Source organism: Streptomyces glaucescens, assembly GCF_002154375.1.
Lineage (GTDB): Bacteria > Actinomycetota > Actinomycetes > Streptomycetales > Streptomycetaceae > Streptomyces > Streptomyces glaucescens.
Window position 1 is genome coordinate 1 of the sequence record NZ_MUND01000485.1, and the last position, 18925, is coordinate 18925.

The 18925-nt window shown below is 72.7% G+C and carries 19 protein-coding genes and 1 pseudogene; 13 read left to right on the forward strand and 7 right to left on the reverse strand.

Annotation, left to right across the window (positions count from 1 at the left end; translation table 11 throughout):
* The 5 genes and pseudogenes from CCN42_RS28850 to lplAB form a co-directional block, all read left to right on the forward strand.
* Positions 1–484: pseudogene (locus tag CCN42_RS28850) on the forward strand (gfo/Idh/MocA family oxidoreductase); the annotation flags it as partial.
* A 217-nt stretch (positions 485–701) separates the two neighbouring features.
* Positions 702–1475 carry an SCO6745 family protein gene (locus CCN42_RS28855; protein ID WP_245877512.1) on the forward strand — a complete coding sequence of 258 codons (774 nt, stop codon included), beginning with the start codon at positions 702–704 and terminating at the stop codon, positions 1473–1475.
* A gap of 115 nt (positions 1476–1590) precedes the next feature.
* The gene (locus CCN42_RS28860; protein ID WP_086740010.1) at positions 1591–4374 is read left to right on the forward strand and encodes an alpha/beta hydrolase; all 2784 of its coding nucleotides are present in this window, start codon (positions 1591–1593) and stop codon (positions 4372–4374) included.
* 173 nt (positions 4375–4547) lie between these two features.
* The gene (locus tag CCN42_RS28865) at positions 4548–5564 is read left to right on the forward strand and encodes an urea transporter (protein WP_086740012.1); all 1017 of its coding nucleotides are present in this window, start codon (positions 4548–4550) and stop codon (positions 5562–5564) included.
* A gap of 50 nt (positions 5565–5614) precedes the next feature.
* The gene (gene lplAB, locus CCN42_RS28870; RefSeq protein WP_169731544.1) at positions 5615–6679 is read left to right on the forward strand and encodes a lipoate-protein ligase LplAB; all 1065 of its coding nucleotides are present in this window, start codon (positions 5615–5617) and stop codon (positions 6677–6679) included.
* A 20-nt stretch (positions 6680–6699) separates the two neighbouring features.
* Here lplAB and CCN42_RS28875 read toward each other — a convergent pair whose 3' ends face one another.
* Complete coding sequence (locus CCN42_RS28875; protein ID WP_086740016.1) at positions 6700–7185, reverse strand: flavin reductase family protein; 486 nt, start codon at positions 7183–7185, stop codon at positions 6700–6702.
* Between CCN42_RS28875 and CCN42_RS43855 the strand changes: the two genes are divergently transcribed.
* Both CCN42_RS43855 and CCN42_RS28880 read left to right on the forward strand, forming a co-directional pair.
* Positions 7175–7348: a hypothetical protein gene (locus tag CCN42_RS43855; protein ID WP_158102139.1), complete on the forward strand. Its 174-nt coding sequence runs from the start codon at positions 7175–7177 to the stop codon at positions 7346–7348. The two genes, CCN42_RS28875 and CCN42_RS43855, sit on opposite strands and share 11 nt — an antisense overlap.
* Entirely contained in the window at positions 7341–7595 is a 255-nt protein-coding gene (locus tag CCN42_RS28880) for an EF-hand domain-containing protein (RefSeq protein ID WP_086740018.1), read from the forward strand. Before CCN42_RS43855 ends, CCN42_RS28880 begins: the two co-directional genes overlap by 8 nt.
* 5 nt (positions 7596–7600) lie before the next feature.
* Here the strand turns inward: CCN42_RS28880 and CCN42_RS28885 are convergent, their stop codons facing one another.
* A complete protein-coding gene (locus CCN42_RS28885) occupies positions 7601–8116 on the reverse strand; it encodes an ATP-binding protein (protein WP_245877513.1) in 516 nt (171 codons plus the stop codon).
* Positions 8117–8319: 203 nt separating this feature from the next.
* On the opposite strand from CCN42_RS28885, the gene CCN42_RS28890 reads away from it, so the two are divergent.
* From CCN42_RS28890 to CCN42_RS28905, 4 genes are all read left to right on the forward strand, one after another.
* Positions 8320–8532 (forward strand): hypothetical protein, encoded by a 213-nt coding sequence (locus CCN42_RS28890; protein ID WP_043505551.1) that lies wholly within the window; start codon positions 8320–8322, stop codon positions 8530–8532.
* Between the two features lie 223 nt (positions 8533–8755).
* Positions 8756–9595, forward strand: coding sequence for an RNA polymerase sigma factor SigF (locus CCN42_RS28895; protein ID WP_086740022.1), 840 nt, complete (start codon positions 8756–8758; stop codon positions 9593–9595).
* A gap of 116 nt (positions 9596–9711) precedes the next feature.
* On the forward strand, positions 9712–10134 hold the full coding sequence (locus CCN42_RS28900) for an ATP-binding protein (protein WP_086740024.1): 423 nt from the start codon (positions 9712–9714) through the stop codon (positions 10132–10134).
* 38 nt (positions 10135–10172) lie between these two features.
* On the forward strand, positions 10173–10670 hold the full coding sequence (locus tag CCN42_RS28905) for a hemerythrin domain-containing protein (RefSeq protein ID WP_245877515.1): 498 nt from the start codon (positions 10173–10175) through the stop codon (positions 10668–10670).
* Between the two features lie 67 nt (positions 10671–10737).
* On the opposite strand, the gene xdhC is transcribed toward CCN42_RS28905, so the two are convergent.
* From xdhC to CCN42_RS28925, 4 genes are all read right to left on the reverse strand, one after another.
* Positions 10738–11547, reverse strand: a complete 810-nt coding sequence (gene xdhC, locus CCN42_RS28910; RefSeq protein WP_107427655.1) for a xanthine dehydrogenase accessory protein XdhC — start codon at positions 11545–11547, stop codon at positions 10738–10740.
* Between the two features lies 1 nt (position 11548).
* Positions 11549–13981, reverse strand: a complete 2433-nt coding sequence (xdhB, locus tag CCN42_RS28915) for a xanthine dehydrogenase molybdopterin binding subunit (protein ID WP_086740028.1) — start codon at positions 13979–13981, stop codon at positions 11549–11551.
* Complete coding sequence (locus tag CCN42_RS28920) at positions 13978–15441, reverse strand: xanthine dehydrogenase small subunit (protein ID WP_086740029.1); 1464 nt, start codon at positions 15439–15441, stop codon at positions 13978–13980. The genes xdhB and CCN42_RS28920 overlap by 4 nt, the downstream gene beginning before the upstream one ends.
* A 382-nt stretch (positions 15442–15823) precedes the next feature.
* Positions 15824–16732 carry an RNA polymerase sigma-70 factor gene (locus CCN42_RS28925; RefSeq protein ID WP_245877516.1) on the reverse strand — a complete coding sequence of 303 codons (909 nt, stop codon included), beginning with the start codon at positions 16730–16732 and terminating at the stop codon, positions 15824–15826.
* Between the two features lie 235 nt (positions 16733–16967).
* Between CCN42_RS28925 and CCN42_RS28930 the strand changes: the two genes are divergently transcribed.
* Positions 16968–17447 (forward strand): carboxymuconolactone decarboxylase family protein, encoded by a 480-nt coding sequence (locus tag CCN42_RS28930; protein WP_086740033.1) that lies wholly within the window; start codon positions 16968–16970, stop codon positions 17445–17447.
* 23 nt (positions 17448–17470) lie between these two features.
* Here CCN42_RS28930 and CCN42_RS28935 read toward each other — a convergent pair whose 3' ends face one another.
* Positions 17471–18043 (reverse strand): helix-turn-helix domain-containing protein, encoded by a 573-nt coding sequence (locus CCN42_RS28935; RefSeq protein WP_086169692.1) that lies wholly within the window; start codon positions 18041–18043, stop codon positions 17471–17473.
* A gap of 121 nt (positions 18044–18164) precedes the next feature.
* Between CCN42_RS28935 and CCN42_RS28940 the strand changes: the two genes are divergently transcribed.
* A partial coding sequence (locus CCN42_RS28940; RefSeq protein ID WP_086740035.1) for an EamA family transporter occupies positions 18165–18925 on the forward strand: 761 nt, incomplete at its 3' end.

Sequence of the window (18925 nt, forward strand, 5' to 3'; positions counted from 1 at the left end):
GCGGGGCCGGGTGATCCGCGCCGAGCACGACGTCAGCTCGCCGCGCCCCTACAGCCGTATCAACTCGCTGGCCGGCAGCCGCGGCATCTTCGAGGACTACGCGGGCGTGGCGTCGGCGGGCGGCGGGCGGATCTACGTCGAGCCGGACCACAGCGGCCACAGCTGGCGGGCGTTCGACGCCTACCGCAAGGAGTTCGACCACTGGCTGTGGCGGAAGATCGGCGACGACGCCGCCAACAACGGCGGGCACGGCGGGATGGACTACGTGCTGCAGTGGCGCACCGTCCAGCAGATGCGCGCCGGACTCGTCCCCGACATGGACGTCTACGACGCCGCGATCTGGTGCTCCCCCGTCCCGCTGAGCGTCAGGTCCCTCGCGGCGGGCGGCCGCCCGGTGCCGGTGCCCGACTTCACCCGCGGCTCGTGGGTCAACCATCGCGCGGGGCTCGACTCACGCCCCGGTGAGATGCCGCCCGTCCCCTGAGGGCCCCTTGTCCGGCCGGGCGCCGTGCCGCATGCTGCTCGGCGGTCACCGTCCCGGGGCCGCGGTGGCCGCGGGGGCGGCCGAGGAGAGGGAGGCACGTGGTGGGCGAGGTACTGGCACGGTCCATGTGGGAGCGGTACGAACCGGTGCACGGCATCGTCTACTTCGCCCCCGAGGCCCGCCGGCCGCGGACGAACTCGGCCTGCGCGGCTTCTGGATGGGCTACTTCGCCCTGCGCGCCGCCCCGCTCGGCCCCGTTCCCGCGCCCGTCGTGACCAGTTGCTTCTACGTCTTCCACCCCGACCGCGTGGCCCGGGCGCTGCCGGACGCCTGGCGGCACACGACCCCGGCCGACGCGCTCGCGGCACGGCTGCGGGCGGTGGACGCCGCCATGACCCGCCTGTTCGGCCAGGACGGGGTCGCCTCCGCGGCGATGGCGGAGGCCGCCGACCTGGCCTGGGAGGCGGCCATGGCCGCGGATCCGGCGGGCCGGGTGCTCGGCGCCGCCAACCAGGCCCTCGACCGCCCCGGCCGGCCCCACCTCAGACTCTGGCAGGCGCTCACGACGCTGCGCGAACACCGCGGGGACGGGCATGTCGCCGTCCTGGTCGCGCACGGGCTGGGGCCGGTGGAGGCGTTGGTGCTGAAGGCCGCCGCCGCCGAGTCGGACGCGACGCTGCTGCGGGAGAGCCGCAAGTGGGACCTGTCGGCGTGGCAGGCCGCCGAGGCCGCGCTGCGCGAGCGGGGCCGGCTCGCCGGTGACGGGTCGCTGACCGCCGCCGGAGCGGCTCTGCACGCGGAGGTCGAGGCGGGGACCGACGCGGCCGCGGCGCAGCCCTGGAAGGCCGTGGGTGAGGCGGCCGCCGCTCGTCTCGCCGCTCTGCTCGAACCCCTCGCCCGCACGGTGCTGGCCTCCGGCACGGTGCCGTCCGGCAACCCGGTGGGGCTCACCGGAGACCTGTGGAGGGCGTCCCGCCCGGCCGGAGACTGACCGGTTTCCGGCCGTCTCCCGGACCACGGGCAACCCGTACGTCCCTCTCCGACTCCTCCTGCACGGGGGCGCCGACGCAAGGCGCCCCCGGATCGATGATTTGAGGAGAGGTTCGTTGATACGTGCCCGAATAACGTGGGCCACCGCGCTCGCGGCGGTGACGCTGATCGGCGCGTCGCCCGTCGTGGCGCAGGCCCGCCCCCAGCCGCCCGGCGCCGCTTCCGCCGCGGCGGGCGACGGAGCGAATGCCCTGCCGCCCGGCTGGCGGATCGCCGCCACCGGCGAGGGGGACGCCCTGGAGTGGCGGGCGCCGCGGCGCATCCCGCCGGGCGACGCACGCGTGGAGTTCCACACCGGCGACGGGCTGGTGGGCGTTCCGGAGCCGGACGAGGACGGCCGGACCTTCCGGCTGTCCCTGGAGCGGGCCCGGCTCACGGACCTGACGGGTGTTCAGGTGTGGGCGGGCGGCCGTCGGCTGGACCGGGCCCCCGGTGCGTCGAACGGGCCGGACGCCTCCGCGCCGCGCGCCCCTGAGCTCCCGCCCCGGCTGCCCGCGGGGGCCGTCGACCCGGGCAAGCCGGGCCCGTTCGCCACGGTCACCGGCGAGTACGCGCTCGACTCCGTGCGGCTGCCGGGCTTCCCGGCACCGGTCGAGATGCGCGGCGTGGTGGTCGCCCCGAAGGGCGCCACCGGCAAGCGCCCCCTCGCCCTCTTCCTGCACGGCCGGCACGCCACCTGCTACGTCCCCGGCGGCACCGAGGAGGACGTCACGATCGACTGGCCCTGCGCGGCCGGTGCCCAGCCGATCCCCAGCCACCGCGGCTATCTGAAGGACCAGAAGCTGCTGGCCTCGCAGGGCTATGTGACGGTGTCGATCTCCGCCAACGGCATCAACGGCCAGGACGCCGAGGCCGAGGACGCGGGTGCGCAGGCCCGCTCGTCGCTGGTCCGCAAGCACCTGGCGCGCTGGGCGGACTGGTCCGCGCGGCCGTCCTCCGCCCCGGAGGCCGTCCGCAAGGCGCCCAGGGCCGACCTGTCGCGCGTCCTGCTGGTGGGCCATTCGCGCGGTGGTGAGGGTGTCGACCGGGCCGCCCTGGACAGCCTCTACCCGCCGCCGGCCGCCCAGGACGGCCAGCCGGGCCGTGCCCGCTGGACCATTCGCGGCACGGTGCTGATCGGCCCGACCATCTTCGGCCAGAACCCGGTGCCGGACGTGCCGTCGCTGACGATCCTGCCGGGCTGCGACGGGGACGTCTCGGACCTCCAGGGCCAGGTGTACGTCGACGGCACCCGCGGGGTGAGCCGCGGCAAGGCCCTGCACAGCGCCGTGTACATGACCGGCGCCAACCACAACTTCTTCAACAGCGAGTGGACGCCGGGCGAGGCCGAGGCGCCCGCGAACGACGACTTCTGGGACGAGCCCGAGGACCGCGACCCGGTCTGTTCCCCGGGCAGCGCCACCCGGCTCACGGCGCAGCAGCAGCACCGCGCCGGCGCCACCTACATCGCCGCCGCCGCGCGGCTGTTCGTCGCCGGTGACGACCGGGTGCGCGAGCTGGTCGACGGCACCGGCCGCCGGGCCCCCTCGGCGGATCCCGCGCGCGTCCTGACCCACGCCGTGGGCGCGGGCCGGGGCGCCGGCTTCCTGCCGGACGGCCCGATGAAGGTCACCGGCGGACGGCTGTGCGCCGCGGTCGACCCGAACCCGAGGGCCGCGTGCCTGAGCGAGGAGGTGGCCGGCGGGTCGCCGCACTTCGCCCGCTGGTGGCCGGAGCGTGAGCAGGGGCGCCGCGCCGTGGCGCTGAAGTGGTCCGCGGCGGGCGCGCCCGTCCGGATCCGGCCCGCCAAGGCCGTCTCCCTCAAGGGCGCGAAGAGCCTGGCGCTGCGCGTCGTCGTGCCGCCGAACAGCAGCGGTACCCGGCTCGACGTCTCGGTCACCGACGCGGCCGGCAAGCGCGTCACCCTCGGCACGGTCCGGGCGGACGGGCTGCCGGGCAGCGAGCGCACCTCCTCCTACTGGGCGCAGGAGCGGCGCGTACCGCTCACCGCCGCCGGCCGCGCCGGGGTCGACCTGAGCCGGATCGCCACGCTGGAACTGACCCCGCGTTCCCGTGCGGGCCAGGCCTGGCTGATGGACGCCCACGCCTGGCGCCCCGGCACCCCCGCGGTGCGGGCGGCGGCCCTGCCCCGGGTCGACATCGGCCGGCTGACGGTCGAGGAGGGCGACTCGGGCGTGCGCACCTACGAGGTGCCCGTGCGCGTCTCCGGCCAGGGCAGCGGCTCGGTGCGGATGTACGTGACGGACCCGGCCACCGGGGCGACCACGCACCGCCTCGTCACCGTGCGCCCGGGCGACGCCGGCACGAAGGTGACGGTGAAGGTGGAGGGCAACGAGCGCTACGCCTGGGACGTCTCCAACTTCGTCCTGGCGAAGGCGGTCCGCGGCACGGTCGTCGGGTCGTACGCCGGTGGCGTCACCGTGCAGAACGACGATCCGCGGCCCGAGGTCGCGGTGACCCCGGTCGCCGGTGAGGTCACCGAGGGGCAGCCGCTGCGCTGGCGGGTCTCGCTGTCCGCGCCCGCCGACGTGGACCTCGGGTCCCCGCTGCTGGTGGTGCCGGCCGGCGGGCGGCCCGAGCTGTCCACCCGGGACGTCGACCAGGACTGGCTGAAGGACATGTACGGGGAGCTGCCCGACGGGGAGGTGCCGCTGTCCGAGCTGGAGTACTTCTCCCTGTGGGCGCCGGTGCCGGCCGGTGAGCTGAGCGCGGAGCTGGCCGTGCCCACGGTTCGCGACCAGGTCGCCGAGCCGGCGGAGCACGTGGTCCTCCAGCCCACCGACCTGGAGGGCGAGCCGCACGGCCCGGTGGTGACCGGGACCGTCCGCGACGCGTCGTAGTCCCACGCCCTGCGCGCGGGTCCGGCCGGACTGTGGTCCGGCCGGACCCGCGCGTCCGCTTGTGCGGCCGCACACCGCAGCTGCGACCACCCGGTACCGTATGACGGAAAGTTTGTGCCGTGATGCGGAAAGCGCGGAGGAACTCGTCTTAGGGGTGGGACGTGCGACGGTCGATGGGGGTTCAGTGGTGGCGCCCGGAACGGGCGGGGGGCTTCCCGGCGCAGGTGCTGCGCGGTCTCGGCCAGGTGATGTTCCTGGGCAGCCCGTGGACCGGCGCCGTCTTCTGTCTGGCCGTGGCCCTGGCCGACTGGCGGTACGCGGTGTACGCGACGGGCGGCGCCGCCCTGGGCACCGGTACCGCGCGCGTGCTCGGCGTGTCCCGCGACCGGCTGGACCCGGGCCTCGAGGGCTTCAACTCCGCCCTCTTCGCCCTGTGCTGCGCGGTGCTCCTGGGCCCGGCCCGGCCGTCCACCGCGCTGTTCGCCGCGGCGGGCTGCGCCGTGGTCACCGTCCTCACCGCGGCGGCCGTCCGCCTGCTGCGGGGATGGAGCCTGCCGCCGCTGACGCTGCCGTACTGCGCGCTGGCGGTCGCGGTGAGCGTCGCCGCGCCCGCCTTCCCCCGGGTCCGGCCGCACCCCGGCAGCCTCGCCGCCCTGTCCGCCCCTGCCCCCGGTCCGGCCGGACCGCACCTGGAGGAGGCCGCGCGGGCCTTCCTGCACAACGTCTCCCAGCTGTTCTTCCTGGAACGGTGGTACGTGGGCGCGCTGCTGCTCGCGGCGGTCTTCCTGACCGACCGTACGGCGAGCCTGGCAGCGTGCGCCGGCAGCGCGACCGGCGTCCTGACCGCCTGGGCGCTCGGGGCACCGCCCCCACTGGTCGCCGACGGCACCATGGGCTGCAACGCGGTCCTGGTCGCCATGGCGCTGTGCGGGGTGTTCCTGCCGGCGTCCCCGGCCACCCTGCTGTACGCGCTGCTCGGCGCCGCGACCGCGACCGTCCTGACCCCGGCTGTCGCCGCACTGCTGGCCCCGTCCGGCGGCCACGCCTTCACCTGGCCGTTCGTGCTGACGACACTCGGCTTCCTGGCCGCCGCCCGCTCCTTCCCCCGGCTGACCGGCCGCGACGAAGCCCGTACCGCGTCCGCCCGGCGCCGTACATGTCGGGAATCATCCGTCCCGATCGCACGTTGATCGATCGGACGGACGCGGCAGCGGTGTGGAAGCGGGAACGGAGTGGGTCCGTGCACGGTGAGTACAAGATCCCCGGCGGCAAGCTGGTCGTCGTCGACGTGGACACCGAAGGCGGGGTGCTGTCCCGCGCGCGCGTGGCGGGCGACTTCTTCCTGGAGCCCGACGAGGCACTCGACGCGGTGAACGACGCGCTGAACGGAGTCCCGGCGGACACGGACGCGGCCGGCCTGGCCGCCCGCGTCGACGCGGCGCTCCCCGAGGGGACGGTGATGTACGGACTCACCTCGGAAGGCATCGCCATCGCCGTCCGCCGCGCCCTCGCGCACGCCACCGACTGGACGGACTACGACTGGCAGCTGATCCACGAGGGCCCCCAGTCCCCGGCGCTGCACATGGCGCTCGACGAGGTGCTGACCGCCGAGGTGGCCGCGGGCCGGCGCGCCCCGACGCTGCGGGTGTGGGAGTGGGGCGCCCCCGCGGTGATCATCGGCAGCTTCCAGTCCCTGCGCAACGAGGTCGACGCGGAGGCCGCCGCCCGGCACGGCGTGCAGGTCGTCCGGCGGATCTCCGGCGGCGGCGCCATGTTCGTCGAGCCCGGCAACACGATCACCTACTCGCTGTCCGTGCCCGAGGCGCTCGTCCAGGGACTGTCCTTCCAGGACAGCTACGCCTACCTCGACGACTGGGTGCTCGGCGCGCTCGGCGACATGGGGATCAGAGCCTGGTACCAGCCGCTGAACGACATCGCCACCGACCAGGGCAAGATCGCGGGCGCCGCCCAGAAGCGGATCGTGGGGCCCGAGGGCCGCCCCGGCGCCGTGCTCCACCACGTGACCATGTCCTACGACATCGACGCCGACAAGATGCTCGACGTGCTGCGCATCGGGCGCGAGAAGCTGTCCGACAAGGGCATCAAGAGCGCCAAGAAGCGGGTGGATCCGCTGCGCCGGCAGACCGGACTGCCCCGGGAGGCCGTGATCGAGCGGATGATCGAGTCGTTCCGCGGCCGGTACGGCCTGTCGCAGGGCAAGGTGACCGACGAGGAGCTGACCCGCGCGCGGCACCTGGCGCGCACCAAGTTCTCCTCGCCCGCCTGGACGGCCCGGGTGCCGTGAGCGCGGCCCCGCCCGGCCGGTCAGTCCGCCGGGTGGCCCGGATCGATGTCGAGGCTGTCGCGCAGCCGCAGCGGCGGACGGTCGTCCCCGCGCTGTCCGCTGCGCTCGGGTTCGAGCACGAACCCCACGTGATCGCCGCCGTCGACGCGGGTGCGCACGGCGCCGACGAACCACGCGGCCGCGTCCTCCAGGACGACCGCCCCGCCGTGCCCCCGCCGCCAGCGCACCCGGGTGAACTTGTCCACCTCGTCGCCGGTCTCCCCGCCGAACAGCGCGGCCAGCTCGTGCTGGTCGCGGGTCAGCAGATGGACGGCGAGACGGTCGGCGTCACGGGCCACCCGGTAGGTGCGGTTGGCCTTGGAGAGAAAGACCACGTACCGCAGCGGCCGGATGGAGCACTGCGCGGAGAAGCCGACCAGGCACCCGGCCCGCTCGTCCCCCACCGCGGCCGTGACCACGCACATCTGCGGATTCAGCCGGTCGAAGAAAGCATCGGTGTCCACCACCCCGTTTGAGTGCCCCGCCAAGCCGGAGTCCCACAAGAATTCCCGGGAGGAAGCCGCCGGCACCCCGCTCACGGGGAACCCGGAGGGGCGGCTCGGCGTCATCCCCGGTGACGGGACGGCCCGCAGCCCTTCCGACGACGAGACGAGGACGACGGATGAGTGAGAAGGCCCGGAAGCTGTTCGAGGCGCTGGACCTCGACCGGAACGGGACGCTGACCCGCGAAGAGGTGATCGTCGCCCTGCGGACCAAAGGTCCCTCCCTGGCCGCCTCGGGTGTCCTGCCGTACTGGGGCGTGCAGGACACCGATGCGTCCTCCGCACTGTTCGACGCGGCCGACCAGAACGGGGACTCCGTGCTGACCCTGGAGGAGTTCGCCGCCGTGGTGGACCGGCGCTTCGGCTGGAGCTGACCCCCTCAGGGGCTGCCGTCCGGCGCCGCCTCCGCCCGACGCGGTGCGTCGGGGACGGGACGCACCCGGAAGCCGCCGCGGCCGTCGAACCGTACCTCCAGGACGGCGTCGAAGCCGTCCGCTCGCGAGGGGCGGCGCAGCCGCCTGGCGGTGGCACGGATCCCGATGTCGGGGATCCGCGCCCGCCCCTCCCGCAACGCGTTGCGTGCCAGTGATCCCGCCACGTCCGGCGGGAACCAGTAGGCGGTGACCGTCGCACCGTGCGCGTGTCCGGCCGCGACGAGCGGGGCCCACTCCTCCGGGGACGGATTGGTGTTGTCGACCGCCACGGGCCTCCCCGCGGCCAGCGCCTCCATCACCAGCCGCATCTGCCGCTGCTGCCTGCGCCGCGCGGACCGGGGAAACAGATCCTTGCTGACCAGTTCGTACGGCCCGGTCAGCCACTGGCGGCAGAACGTCGACTTGCCGGAGGCCTGCAGCCCCACCAGCACGGCCACGTCCAGCGCTGTCCCGGTCGGCACCGGCCCTCCCCTCGCTCGTCGGCCTTCACCGTCACGGCGGAACGGCATCCCGCGTACCCGCCGGGGCGGAGCACGACACCGGATGCGAACGGAGCGACGGGCGAGGGTTGCGCAACGGTGGCGTGGGGTACCCGGCCGTGGTTTCCAGGCGGCGGCCCAGGCGCCCGCCGCAGGACCGCCGCGCCTGCTTCGCAGGGGGCGACATGCGAGTCGAACTGATCCAGCGAGCGGCCAATGTGCTGTTCGAGGTCCCGGACGACGTGCACGAGGAGATCATCACCCTCATCACGGCCGTGGCCGAGGACCCGATGGCACAGGTCCCGGGCGTCGCCGCGGCGTTCGGTGACTGGTGCTGGCTCGTCTACACCACCCGCGGTGACGTGATCGAGGTACTGGACGCCGGCTGCGCCCGGTGACACCGGTTCCGCCCCGCCCCGGGCTTCCCCTCCGGGCACCTCCTCGACCGCGCTCGCGGCCCTGCCTCACGGCGTCCTCACCACGGCAGCCGGCAGCGCGGAGCGCGCCCGCGTCGCAATCCGAAAAAAAGAGAGAGCATGCGGATCGCATGACGGGGTAGGCGCAGCTTCGTCGGCTCACCAGCCGGCCATCGCAAGGGCGCACCAAATGGGAGGGAAGGCCATGACGACGACCGTGCAGGCTGCTGAATGCACTACCGCCATGCCGGAGATTACGGATCCGTCGAAGGTGGCGCCCGCGGACGCACGCGAGCTGTCGAAGCTGTTCTTCGGCCAGCTGGCGACGCTGGAGGAGGGGACACCCGAGTACCAGTACGCGCGCAACACGCTGATCGAGATGAACATGTCCCTGGTCCGCTTCGCGGCCGGCCGGTTCCGCAGCCGGGGCCCGGAGGAGATGGAGGACATCGTCCAGGTCGGCATGATCGGTCTGATCAAGGCCATCGACCGGTTCGAGATCTCCCGCGAGGTGGAGTTCACCTCCTTCGCGGTGCCGTACATCGTCGGTGAGATCAAGCGGTTCTTCCGCGACACCTCCTGGGCCGTGCACGTGCCGCGCCGCCTTCAGGAGGCCCGGGTGCAGCTGGCCCGCGCCACCGAGGAACTGCGCAGCCGGCTGGGTCGCACCCCCACGACCAAGGAACTGTCCGAGCTGATGAGCCTGCCGGAGGAGGAGGTCGTCGAGGCCCGCCTGGCGTCCAACGGCTACAACTCCGCCTCCCTCGACGCGGCCATCAACGGCAGCGAGGACGGCGAGGCGGCCCTCGCCGACTTCATCGGCACCGACGACGCCGCACTCGAACTGGTCGAGGACTTCCACGCCCTGGCTCCGATGCTCGCCGAGCTCGACGAACGCGACCGGCAGATCATCCACTGGCGGTTCGTCGAGGAACTCACCCAGAAGGAGATCGGCGAACGGCTCGGGATCTCGCAGATGCACGTCTCCCGTCTGATCTCGCGCCTTCTGGCCCGCCTCCGCGAAGGCATGCTCACCACCGCCTGAAAGCGACACGTGGTCCCGTCCCCGGCACCGGCCCGGGCCGTGGCTCGCCGCGTCATCTCGTACACGGTGGGTACTCGCCACAGCGCGGAATCAATCGGGACCGGGGAGGGATCATCGTGGACGAATCGTCAGTGCGCGCGGTGGGCTGGGCACGCTCGCTGCCCATGAACACGGGGCCGAAGGCGGCGCGCGACTGGGCGCGTGGGCATCTGGACAGTCTCGGCTGGACGCACAGCGCCCCGCAGACGGTGGACGACGTGCTGCTGACCGTGTCGGAGCTGGTCACCAACGCGCACGTCCACGCCCACTCCGCCGCCCGGCTGGTGCTGGCCTGGGACGGGCAGTGTCTGCACGTCACAGTGCACGACGACGCCAGCGCGCTGCCCACCCCCCGCGAACCCAGCCGTGACGGTCTGGGCGGGCGGGGCATGCTGCTGGTCGACGCCCTGGCCGACGAGTGGGAAGCCCGTCCCTGCCCCGACGGCAAGTCGGTCACCGCCTGCTTCCGGCCGTCGAGCCCGACCGAACGTTCCCGCTGACGCGTGCTGCCACCGTCACCGAAATGAGGAGAGTCACTGTGTCGTCGACCGACGTCGTCGAACTCATCCTGCAGGACCACCGCCGTATGGAAGACCTGTTCCGTACGATGCGCAACGCCGAAGCCGACCGTGCCGCCGCTCTGGAGGAGTTCGCGGACCTCCTCGTCGCGCACGCCTCGGCGGAGGAGGAGAAGGTCTACCCCGCTCTGCGTCGCTACAAGAACGTGGACGGCGACGACGTCGAGCACAGCGTCCATGAGCACCATGAGGCCAACGAGGCGCTGCTCGCCCTGCTGGAGGTGGACGACACGGCTTCCGAGGAGTGGGACGAGAAGCTGGAGGAACTCGTCACGGCGGTCAACCACCACGCCGACGAGGAGGAGCGGACCCTTCTCAACGACGCCCGGGAGAACGTGAGCGACCAGCGCCGCGCCGAGCTGGGCGAGGCGTTCCGCGAGGCACGCGCGCAGCACCTGGAATCGGGCTGCGGCAGCATCGAGAACGTGCGCAAGCTGGTGGACTCAGCCAAGGACTGACGACCGGCAAAGGTGCCCCGGGACACGCGAACGGTCCCGGGGCACCTTTGCCGTTGTGGACCGAGGGTCAGTCCCCCTCGGTCTCGAAGGTGCGCAGCAGATCCGCGGCCACGCTCACGGCGATGGTCGCGGGTTCCTTGCCGGCGATGCCGGCCAGCCCGATCGGGGTCTTGATCCGGGCGATGGTGGCCTCGTCGTGGCCGCCCTCGGTGGACAGGAGTCTGCGGAACCGCGCCCACTTGGCCGCCGATCCGATCAGCCCGATGGACCCGAGGTGGGGTGTACGCAGGGCGGCGTCGCACAGCGCGGCGTCCTCCGCGTGATCATGGGTCATGATCAGGACGTGGGTGCCGCGCGGCAGCTCCGCCAAGACCTCCTCGGGCAGCAGCGGCGTGTGGTGGACGTGCACCTGGGCCACCGCGTCCGCCAGCACGTCGAGCCGCTGCCCGGCGAGCACGTCGGACCGGGAGTCGATGAGATGCAGGTCGAGGTCCTGACGTGCCAGGACGCGCGCCAGCTCCAGTCCGACGTGACCGACACCGAAGATCGCCACCGCCCGTACCACCGGCAGCGGTTCGAGCAGCACCGAGACGGTGCCGCCGCAGCACTGCACGCCGTGCTGGTTGGTCACCTTGTCGTTCAGGGCGAAATCGATCAGCTGCGGCTCCGGCTCGGACGCGGCGATCATCTCCCTGGCCCGGTCGATCGCGACGGCCTCGACGTTGCCGCCGCCGATCGAGCCCCACGTCTCGGTCCGCCCCACGACGAGTTTCGCGCCGGCGTCGCGCGGAGCGTGGCCGCGCACGGTCGCGACGGTCACCAGCACGCCGGGCTCCCGGCGTGCTCGCAGCCGCGCGACCGCGCCGACCCAGGTCATGTCAGGCACCGCTCAGCGCTTTCGCATCGGTGCGGAGCGCGCCGTCGACGGCAGCCCCGTCGACGGCAGCCCCGTCCACGGCCTGACCGTTCCGCTCGGCACCGCCGCGGCGAGCCGCCTGGATCGCCCAGTACACCGCCTCCGGTGTCGCGGGGGACGCCAGCTCGACGTCGACGCCGCTCGGCCCGAACGCGGCGGCGGCCTGCCGCAGCGCCTCACGCACCGAGAACGCCAGCATCAGCGGAGGCTCGCCCACCGCCTTGGAGCCGTACACGGCGCCCTCTTCGGTGGCGTTCTCCAGCAGCGTGACGTTGAACTCCTCGGGCATCTCCGAGAAGCTCGGCAGCTTGTAGGTGCTCGCGGCCTGGGTCAGCAGCCGGCCGCGGTTCGGCCCGTCGCTGACGTCCCAGCGCAGGTCCTCCAGGGTCAGCCAGCCCGCGCCCTGCACGAAACCGCCCTCGACCTGCCCGATGTCGATCAGCGGGGACAGGCTGTCACCGACATCGTGCACGATGTCCACGCGCCGGATGCGGTACGCGCCGGTGAAGCCGTCCACCTCGACCTCGGTCGCGGCGGCGCCGTGCGCGAAGTACTTGAACGGCGAGCCCCGGAACGTCCTGGCGTCCCAGTGCAGCCCCTCGGTCCGGTAGAAACCGGCCGCCGAGAGCTGCACGCGCTGGAAGTACGCGGTGCGCACCAGGTCGTCCCAGGCCAGCTCCTTGTCGCTGCCGAGAACACGCGCGACGCCCTCGACGATGCGTACGTCCGAGGCGTTGCCGCCCAGCTGGGTGGCGGCCACCTGCACCAGTCGCTCGCGCAGCTGCTCACACGCGTTCTTGATCGCCCCACCGTTGAGGTCGGCCCCCGAACTGGCTGCCGTGGCCGAGGTGTTGGGCACCTTGTCGGTACGCGTGGGGGCGAGGCGGACCTTGTGCAGCGGGATGCCCAGCGTGGTCGCCGCCACCTGCATCATCTTGGTGTGCAGGCCCTGGCCCATCTCGGTGCCGCCGTGGTTGATCAGGACGGAGCCGTCCTTGTAGATCAGCACCAGCGCGCCGCCCTGGTTGAAGGCGGTGAGGTTGAACGAGATGCCGAACTTGATGCCGGTGAGGGCGAGTGCCCGCTTGGTGTGCGGGTGCGCGGCGTTGAAGGCGGCGATCTCACGCCGGCGATCGGCGATGCCGGCGTCGTCCTTCACCTGCTGCCAGACGGTGGAGATCCGTTCGGCCTGCGTGACCGGCTGTCCGTACGGGGTCGTCTGGCCCTGGCCCGGCTGGTAGAAATTGCGCTCGCGCAGCTCCATGGGGTCCAGGCCGAGCCGCGGTGCGCAGCGGCCCAGGATGTCCTCGATCACCAGCATGCCCTGCGGTCCGCCGAAGCCGCGGAAGGCGGTGTTGGAGACCGTGTTGGTCTTGGCGATACGGCCGGCGACGCGCGCGTTGGGGATCCAGTAGGTGTTGTCGATGTGGCACAGCGCGCGGGCCAGCACCGGCTCGGACAGGTCCAGGCTCCAGCCGCCGTCCGCGACCAGGGTGGCGTCCAGGGCCTGGATGCGGCCGTCGGCGTCGAAGCCGATCTTCCACGTGGCGTGGAAACCGTGCCGCTTGCCGGACATGGTCAGGTCCTGCGTCCGGTTGAGCCGGAACCGGACCGGGCGGCCGGTGAGCTTGGCGCCGAGCGCGGCGACGGCCGCGAACCCGTGCGGCTGCATCTCCTTGCCGCCGAAGCCGCCGCCCATCCGCAGGCACTGCACGGTCACCTCGTGGGCGGGAACACCGAGCACGTGGGAGACGATCTCCTGGGTCTCCGAAGGGTGCTGGGTGCTGCTCTGGACGAACACCTGCCCGTTCTCGTCGACCTGGGCCAGCGCGGCATGCGTCTCCAGGTAGAAGTGCTCCTGGCCGGCGAACTGGAACTCGCCGGTGAACACGTGCGCCGAGTCGGCGAACCCGGCGTCGATGTCGCCGGTCTCCATCACGGGCCGGGCGCCGTGGAAGCTGCCCGCGGCGATCGCGTCCTGGAGGGTGATCAGGGAGGGCAGTTCCTCGAGTTCCACCTCGACGGCCGCCGCACCGAGGCGGGCCGCCTCCAGGGTCTCGCCGAGCACCCAGGCGACCGCGTGGCCGTGGAACATGACCTCGTCGGGGAACAGCGGTTCGTCGTGCTTCATGCCGGCGTCGTTGACGCCGGGCACGTCGGCACCGGTCAGCACGCGGACCACACCGGGCACGGCGAGCGCGGGCTCGGTGCGCAGCGCGGTGATCCGGCCGTGGGCCTTCATGACCTGTACCGGGTAGGCGTGCAGTACGTCCTTGGTCCGGTACACGAGGTCGTCGGTGTAGAGCGCGGTGCCCGTGACGTGCAGGGCCGCGCTCTCGTGCGGCATCGGGACGCCGACGACGGGCTTCTCGGGACGCTGGGACAAGTGGCTCATGACGGCACCGCCTCGGTGGTTTGCGCGTGCAGCTTCAGCAGGCTCTGGCCGAGCATCGCGGAGCGGTAGAGGGCGCTGGCGCGGTGATCGCTCATCGGTGTTCCCTCGCCCCGCAGCACCCCCGCCGCGGCCTCGGCGGTCTCCGCCGACCAGGGCTTGCCCTCCAGGGCCGCCTCGGTGGCGAGCGCGCGGATCGGGGTGGCGGCCACGCCGCCCAGGCCGATGCGCGCCTTGCGGACGATCCCGTCCTCGATGTCGAGCGCGAATCCGACGGCCACGCTGGAGATGTCGTCGAAACGGCGCTTGGCGATCTTGTGGAAGGCCACGACCGGCGACAGCGGCAGCGGGATGCGCACCGCGCGGATCAACTCGCCGGGGCGGCGCACGCTCTGCCGGTAGCCGGTGAAGTAGTCCGCGAGCGGGACCTCGCGCTCGCCGTCGGCGTCGGCGAGCACCAGCGTCGCCTCCAGCGCGAGCAGCGCCGGCGGGCTGTCACCGATCGGGGAGCCGGTCCCGAGGTTGCCGCCGAAGGTGGCGCTGTTGCGGATCAGCCGGGAGGCGAACTGCGGGAACAGCTCTGCCAGCAGCGGAACGCTGCCGTCGAGGCGGCGTTCGGTCTCGGTCAGCGTCAGCGCCGCGCCGATCTCGACGGAGTCGTCCTCGACGCGCAGCTCCCGCAGTTCGGGCAGCCGGTCGATCGCGACGACGCAACCCGCCCGGCGAGCGCGGATGTTGACCTCGACGCCCCAGTCGGTGGAGCCGGCCACCACGACCGCGTCGGGCCGCTCGCGCAGCAGTCGGAGCGTTTCGGCCAGGGTGCTCCTGCGCACGAAGGCGCTGTCGTCCCGGACGTACTCGGTGGCGACGGGCGCGGGCGGGGCCTGCTCGCGCCGTTGCGCCAGCGGGTCCTCGTCGGCCGGCTGACCGACGGCGAACGCGGCGTCGCGGATCGGGCGGTAGCCGGTGCAGCGGCACAGGTTTCCGCTCAGCGCGTGCAGATCGAACCCGTTGGGGCCGTGCTCGGCGTCGGTGCCCTCGGCCGGCTCGGGGTGCGCGCAGCGGTCGGGCCGGTAGTACTCGGCGGCCATGCTGCAGACGAACCCCGGTGTGCAGTAACCGCATTGGGAGCCGCCGCGGACCGCCATCTCCTCCTGCACCGGGTGCAGGCTGGGCGGGCAGCCGGGTTCGCCGGCGGTGGCGAGTCCTTCGGCGGTGACGATCTCCTGGCCGTCGAGCGCCGCGACCGGGACCAGGCAGGCGTTGACCGCCACCCAGTCGGTGGGCTTGTTCACTCCGGGCCGGGCCACGAGAACCGAACAGGCGCCGCATTCACCCTCGGCGCAGCCCTCCTTGGTGCCGGTGAGGCCACGCTCGCGCAGAAAGTCCAGCACTGTGGTGTGGGGTGCGGCCGGGGAGATCGGCGCTTCTTCCCCGTTGACCGTGATCCGTGCCCCTACCATGACGGGCCGTCGTTTCGGTGCGCGATCGGTCGATTCATGATGTTCGCCAATTTTCAGGCAGCTTTCTGTGTTCAGACGCGCCACGTAGGACAAGCGGGCGCAGAACGGCACGCGACAGCAACATGCCGGGAGGTGATGGAGGCGGGAAACCTGGAACGTGCCACTACGGGCACATCAGAGAACGGCGTGCTCAGCAGCCGTGCGCGATACGACCCGGAACCCAGACGGTGCACTGGGCGAGGCGACCGAGATCAGAGCTGGTGTACATCCGCTGGTCGCCTCCTTTCGAGCGTCACGGGTCGACGTCTTACGCAAATTAGTGGCCGAGCCCCATGAGGTCAAGAGGTCGAACCCCGGCCGGACGTACCGGTTGCGACGGCTCTCAGCGGCTCAGGGCGATGTCCCGCCCCAGGCGCGACAGCTTCTCGGGATTGCGCACGGCGTAGATCCCGGTGATGAGGCCGTCGTCGATGCGCAGGGCCATGACGGTGTCGATCTCGCCGCCCAGCCGGACGATCAGCGCCGGCTCGCCGTTGACCTGCGCCGGCCGCACCGACACGGCGGCGGTGATCCTGCCCAGCACGTGGGCCACCCGGCCGGCCCCCACGACGGGCGCCAGCGCGGCCCGCACGACTCCGCCGCCGTCGGTCAGCAGGACGACGTCGGGCGCGAGGATGTCGAGCAGGCGTTGCAGCTCGCCCGTCTCGACCGCCCGGCGGAACTCCTCGACGGTACGGCGCGCCTCGTCCGCGGAGGCGGCTCCGCGCGGTCGTCGCGCGGCGACGTGGGCCCGCGCCCGGTGGGCGATCTGACGGACCGCGGCCGGGCTCTTGCCGACGCCTTCGGCGATCTCGTCGTAGCCGAGGTCGAACACCTCGCGCAGCACGAACACCGCCCGCTCGGTCGGCGCCAGCGTCTCCAGCACGAGCAGCATCGCCATCGAGACGCTGTCGGCCAGCTCGACGTCCTCGGCCACGTCGGGCGTGGTCAGCAGCGGCTCGGGCAGCCAGGGGCCGACGTACGACTCCTTGCGCCGGCCGAGCGTGCGCAGATGGCTCAGGGCCTGCCGGGTGGTGATCCGCACGAGGTACGCCCGCTGGTCCCGCACGATGCCGGGGTCGACGCCCACCCACCGCAGCCAGGTCTCCTGCAGGACGTCCTCGGCGTCGGCGGCCGAGCCGAGGATCTCGTAGGCGACGGTGAACAGCAGGTTGCGGTGGGCGACGAACACCTCGGTGACGCCGTCTCTCCGGTCGCTCGTGGTCCGGTCGCCCGTGGTCCCGTCACTCATGGTCCGGTCACTCGTGATTCGGTCACTCGTGATTCGGTCCTTCATCGTCGGCTCCCGCCTGTTCGCCCGCGCCCGCGCCTGGTCCTGCGCCGCACACCAGACGCCGGCCCGCACCGCTGTGTGACACCCCCGGCCGGTGACACAGGCCACATCACCGCGGCGTCACAGGAAGCGGGCCGTCGGCATCTTGTGTTCGCCCGGCACAGCGCACGACACCTCGAGTGAGGACAACATCATGGAACCTCGTTTCAACCTCTTCGACAGCCCGACCGCCGCGAAGATCGCCAAGCGGTTCTACGCCACCTCGTCGGTCCTGGAAGGGTCGACGCTGCCGAAGTCCCTGCGGGAGCTGGTGGAGCTGCGGGTCGGCCAGCTCAACGGCTGCGGCTTCTGCGTCGACATCCACACCAAGGAGGCGGCGGCGGCCGGTGAGACCGCGCTCCGGCTCAACCTGGTCGCCGCCTGGCGGCACACCACGGTGTTCTCCGGGGCCGAGCGGGCCGCGCTGGCGCTCGCCGAGGAAGGCACCCGGCTCGGCGACCGCGGCGTGTCCGACGAGACCTGGGCCGAGGTGCGCGAGCACTTCGACGACGACCAGATCGGCGCACTGGTCTGCCTGGTCTCGCTGATCAACGCGGCCACCCGGATGAACGTGATCGTGCACAACCCGGGCGGGTCGTACGAGCCGGGGATGTTCGCCGGCATGGCGAGCTGACCGCGGGCAGAACGCGACCCGCTTCAGGGGCCGGGCGGCAGGTGGACCGTCATGATCAGGTGGCACGCCTCGTCGCCCGCCCCGCGGTAGGTGTGCGGGGCGTCGCCGTCGAAGGTGGCGGTCTGCCCGGCCTCCACGGGATGCTCGACGCCGTCGACGACCAGGATCATCCGCCCGGAGGTGACGCTGACCGTTTCGACGACTCCCGCCTGGTGAGGATGGCTGGGGTACTCCTCGCCCGGCTGGAGCCGCCAGCGCCAGACCTCCACGGGGGCCGGGCCGGAGGTGGTGAGCATGAGCCGGGCCTCGCTGCCCCGCTCGCCGGCCCACAGCGGCATCACGGCGTCGGCGGACACCACCCGGACGCGGCCTTCGGCCGGTCCCTCCATGAGGGCGGACACCGAGACGCCGAGGGTGTCGGCCAGCCGGACCAGGGTGGCGAAGTTCGGATTTCCCTGAGCCTTCTCCAGGCCGACCAGAGCCCCCTTGCTGACCTTCGCACGCCGGCCCAGCTCGTCCAGGGACAGTCCCGCGCGGGTGCGGGCCGTCCTGACGTTGTGCGCAAGCGTGCGCAGGGCTGCCTCTGTCTCGGCCATCCGATCACCGTCCTCACCAGTGGACCATTCCGATGCACCGTCCGGTCGTTTGGTTGACACGGGACGGTCGTTTCAATGTACGGTCTAGTCGTTCCGTTGACAGACTAAGGGATGTACCACCGTGATCGCTCTGCTGCTGGCCCTGGGCAGCTCCCTCGCGTACGGATGCGCCGACTTCCTCGGCGGCCTCGGCGCACGCAAGGCCCACGTCCTGCGCACCGTGATGATCGCGGCCCCGGCCTCACTCGCGGTCGAGCTGCTGCTCTGGCCCGTGCTCGGCGCCTCGTTCAGCACCGGCGCGCTCGCCTGGGGTGCCGCGTCCGGCGTCGCCTCGGCCGCCGCCTTCGCCCTGCTCTACCAGACCCTGGCGATCGGCCCGATGAACGTCCTCTCCCCCATCACCGCGCTGGTCTCCGCCATGCTCCCGGTCGGCGTCGGCCTGCTGCAGGGCGAGCACCTCGGGCTCGCCGGTCTCCTCGGCCTGCCGCTCGCGCTGGTCGCCGTGGTGCTCGTCAGCGCCGGACACGGCGCCGGATCGGCCCGCCCGTCCCGTACCGCGCTGTCGCTGGCCCTCGGCGCGGGCGCCGCCATCGCCCTCCAGCTGGTCTTCCTGCACCAGGCGCCGTCCGACAGCGGTGTCGCGCCGCTGATCGTCGGCCGGGCGGTCTCCTCGGCCGTCACCCTGGCCGCGGCCGGGCTGATGTTCCGCAGGCTCGGTACGGAGAGGCCCGCGTACGCGATGTCGGCCGCCGCCGGCGTACTGGACTCGGTGGCCAACCTGCTCTTCCTGCTGGCGGCCCGCAGCGGGGACCTCGCCGTCGTCGCGGTGATCACCGCGCTCTACCCCGCCGGCACCGTCCTGCTCGCCCGCGGCGTCCTCGC

Excerpts from the sequence above, each read along its gene's own strand:
- CCN42_RS28880 (WP_086740018.1), top strand. The coding sequence starts at position 7,341 with ATGAGTGAGAAGGCCCGGAAGCTGTTCGAGGCGCTGGACCTCGACCGG.
- CCN42_RS28925 (WP_245877516.1), bottom strand. The coding sequence starts at position 16,732 with ATGAGTGACGGGACCACGGGCGACCGGACCACGAGCGACCGGAGAGAC.
- CCN42_RS28855 (WP_245877512.1), top strand. The coding sequence starts at position 702 with ATGGGCTACTTCGCCCTGCGCGCCGCCCCGCTCGGCCCCGTTCCCGCG.
- xdhB (WP_086740028.1), bottom strand. The coding sequence starts at position 13,981 with ATGAGCCACTTGTCCCAGCGTCCCGAGAAGCCCGTCGTCGGCGTCCCG.
- CCN42_RS28895 (WP_086740022.1), top strand. The coding sequence starts at position 8,756 with ATGACGACGACCGTGCAGGCTGCTGAATGCACTACCGCCATGCCGGAG.
- CCN42_RS28935 (WP_086169692.1), bottom strand. The coding sequence starts at position 18,043 with ATGGCCGAGACAGAGGCAGCCCTGCGCACGCTTGCGCACAACGTCAGG.
- CCN42_RS28865 (WP_086740012.1), top strand. The coding sequence starts at position 4,548 with ATGGGGGTTCAGTGGTGGCGCCCGGAACGGGCGGGGGGCTTCCCGGCG.
- CCN42_RS28920 (WP_086740029.1), bottom strand. The coding sequence starts at position 15,441 with ATGGTAGGGGCACGGATCACGGTCAACGGGGAAGAAGCGCCGATCTCC.
- xdhC (WP_107427655.1), bottom strand. The coding sequence starts at position 11,547 with ATGACCTGGGTCGGCGCGGTCGCGCGGCTGCGAGCACGCCGGGAGCCC.
- CCN42_RS28890 (WP_043505551.1), top strand. The coding sequence starts at position 8,320 with ATGCGAGTCGAACTGATCCAGCGAGCGGCCAATGTGCTGTTCGAGGTC.
- CCN42_RS28930 (WP_086740033.1), top strand. The coding sequence starts at position 16,968 with ATGGAACCTCGTTTCAACCTCTTCGACAGCCCGACCGCCGCGAAGATC.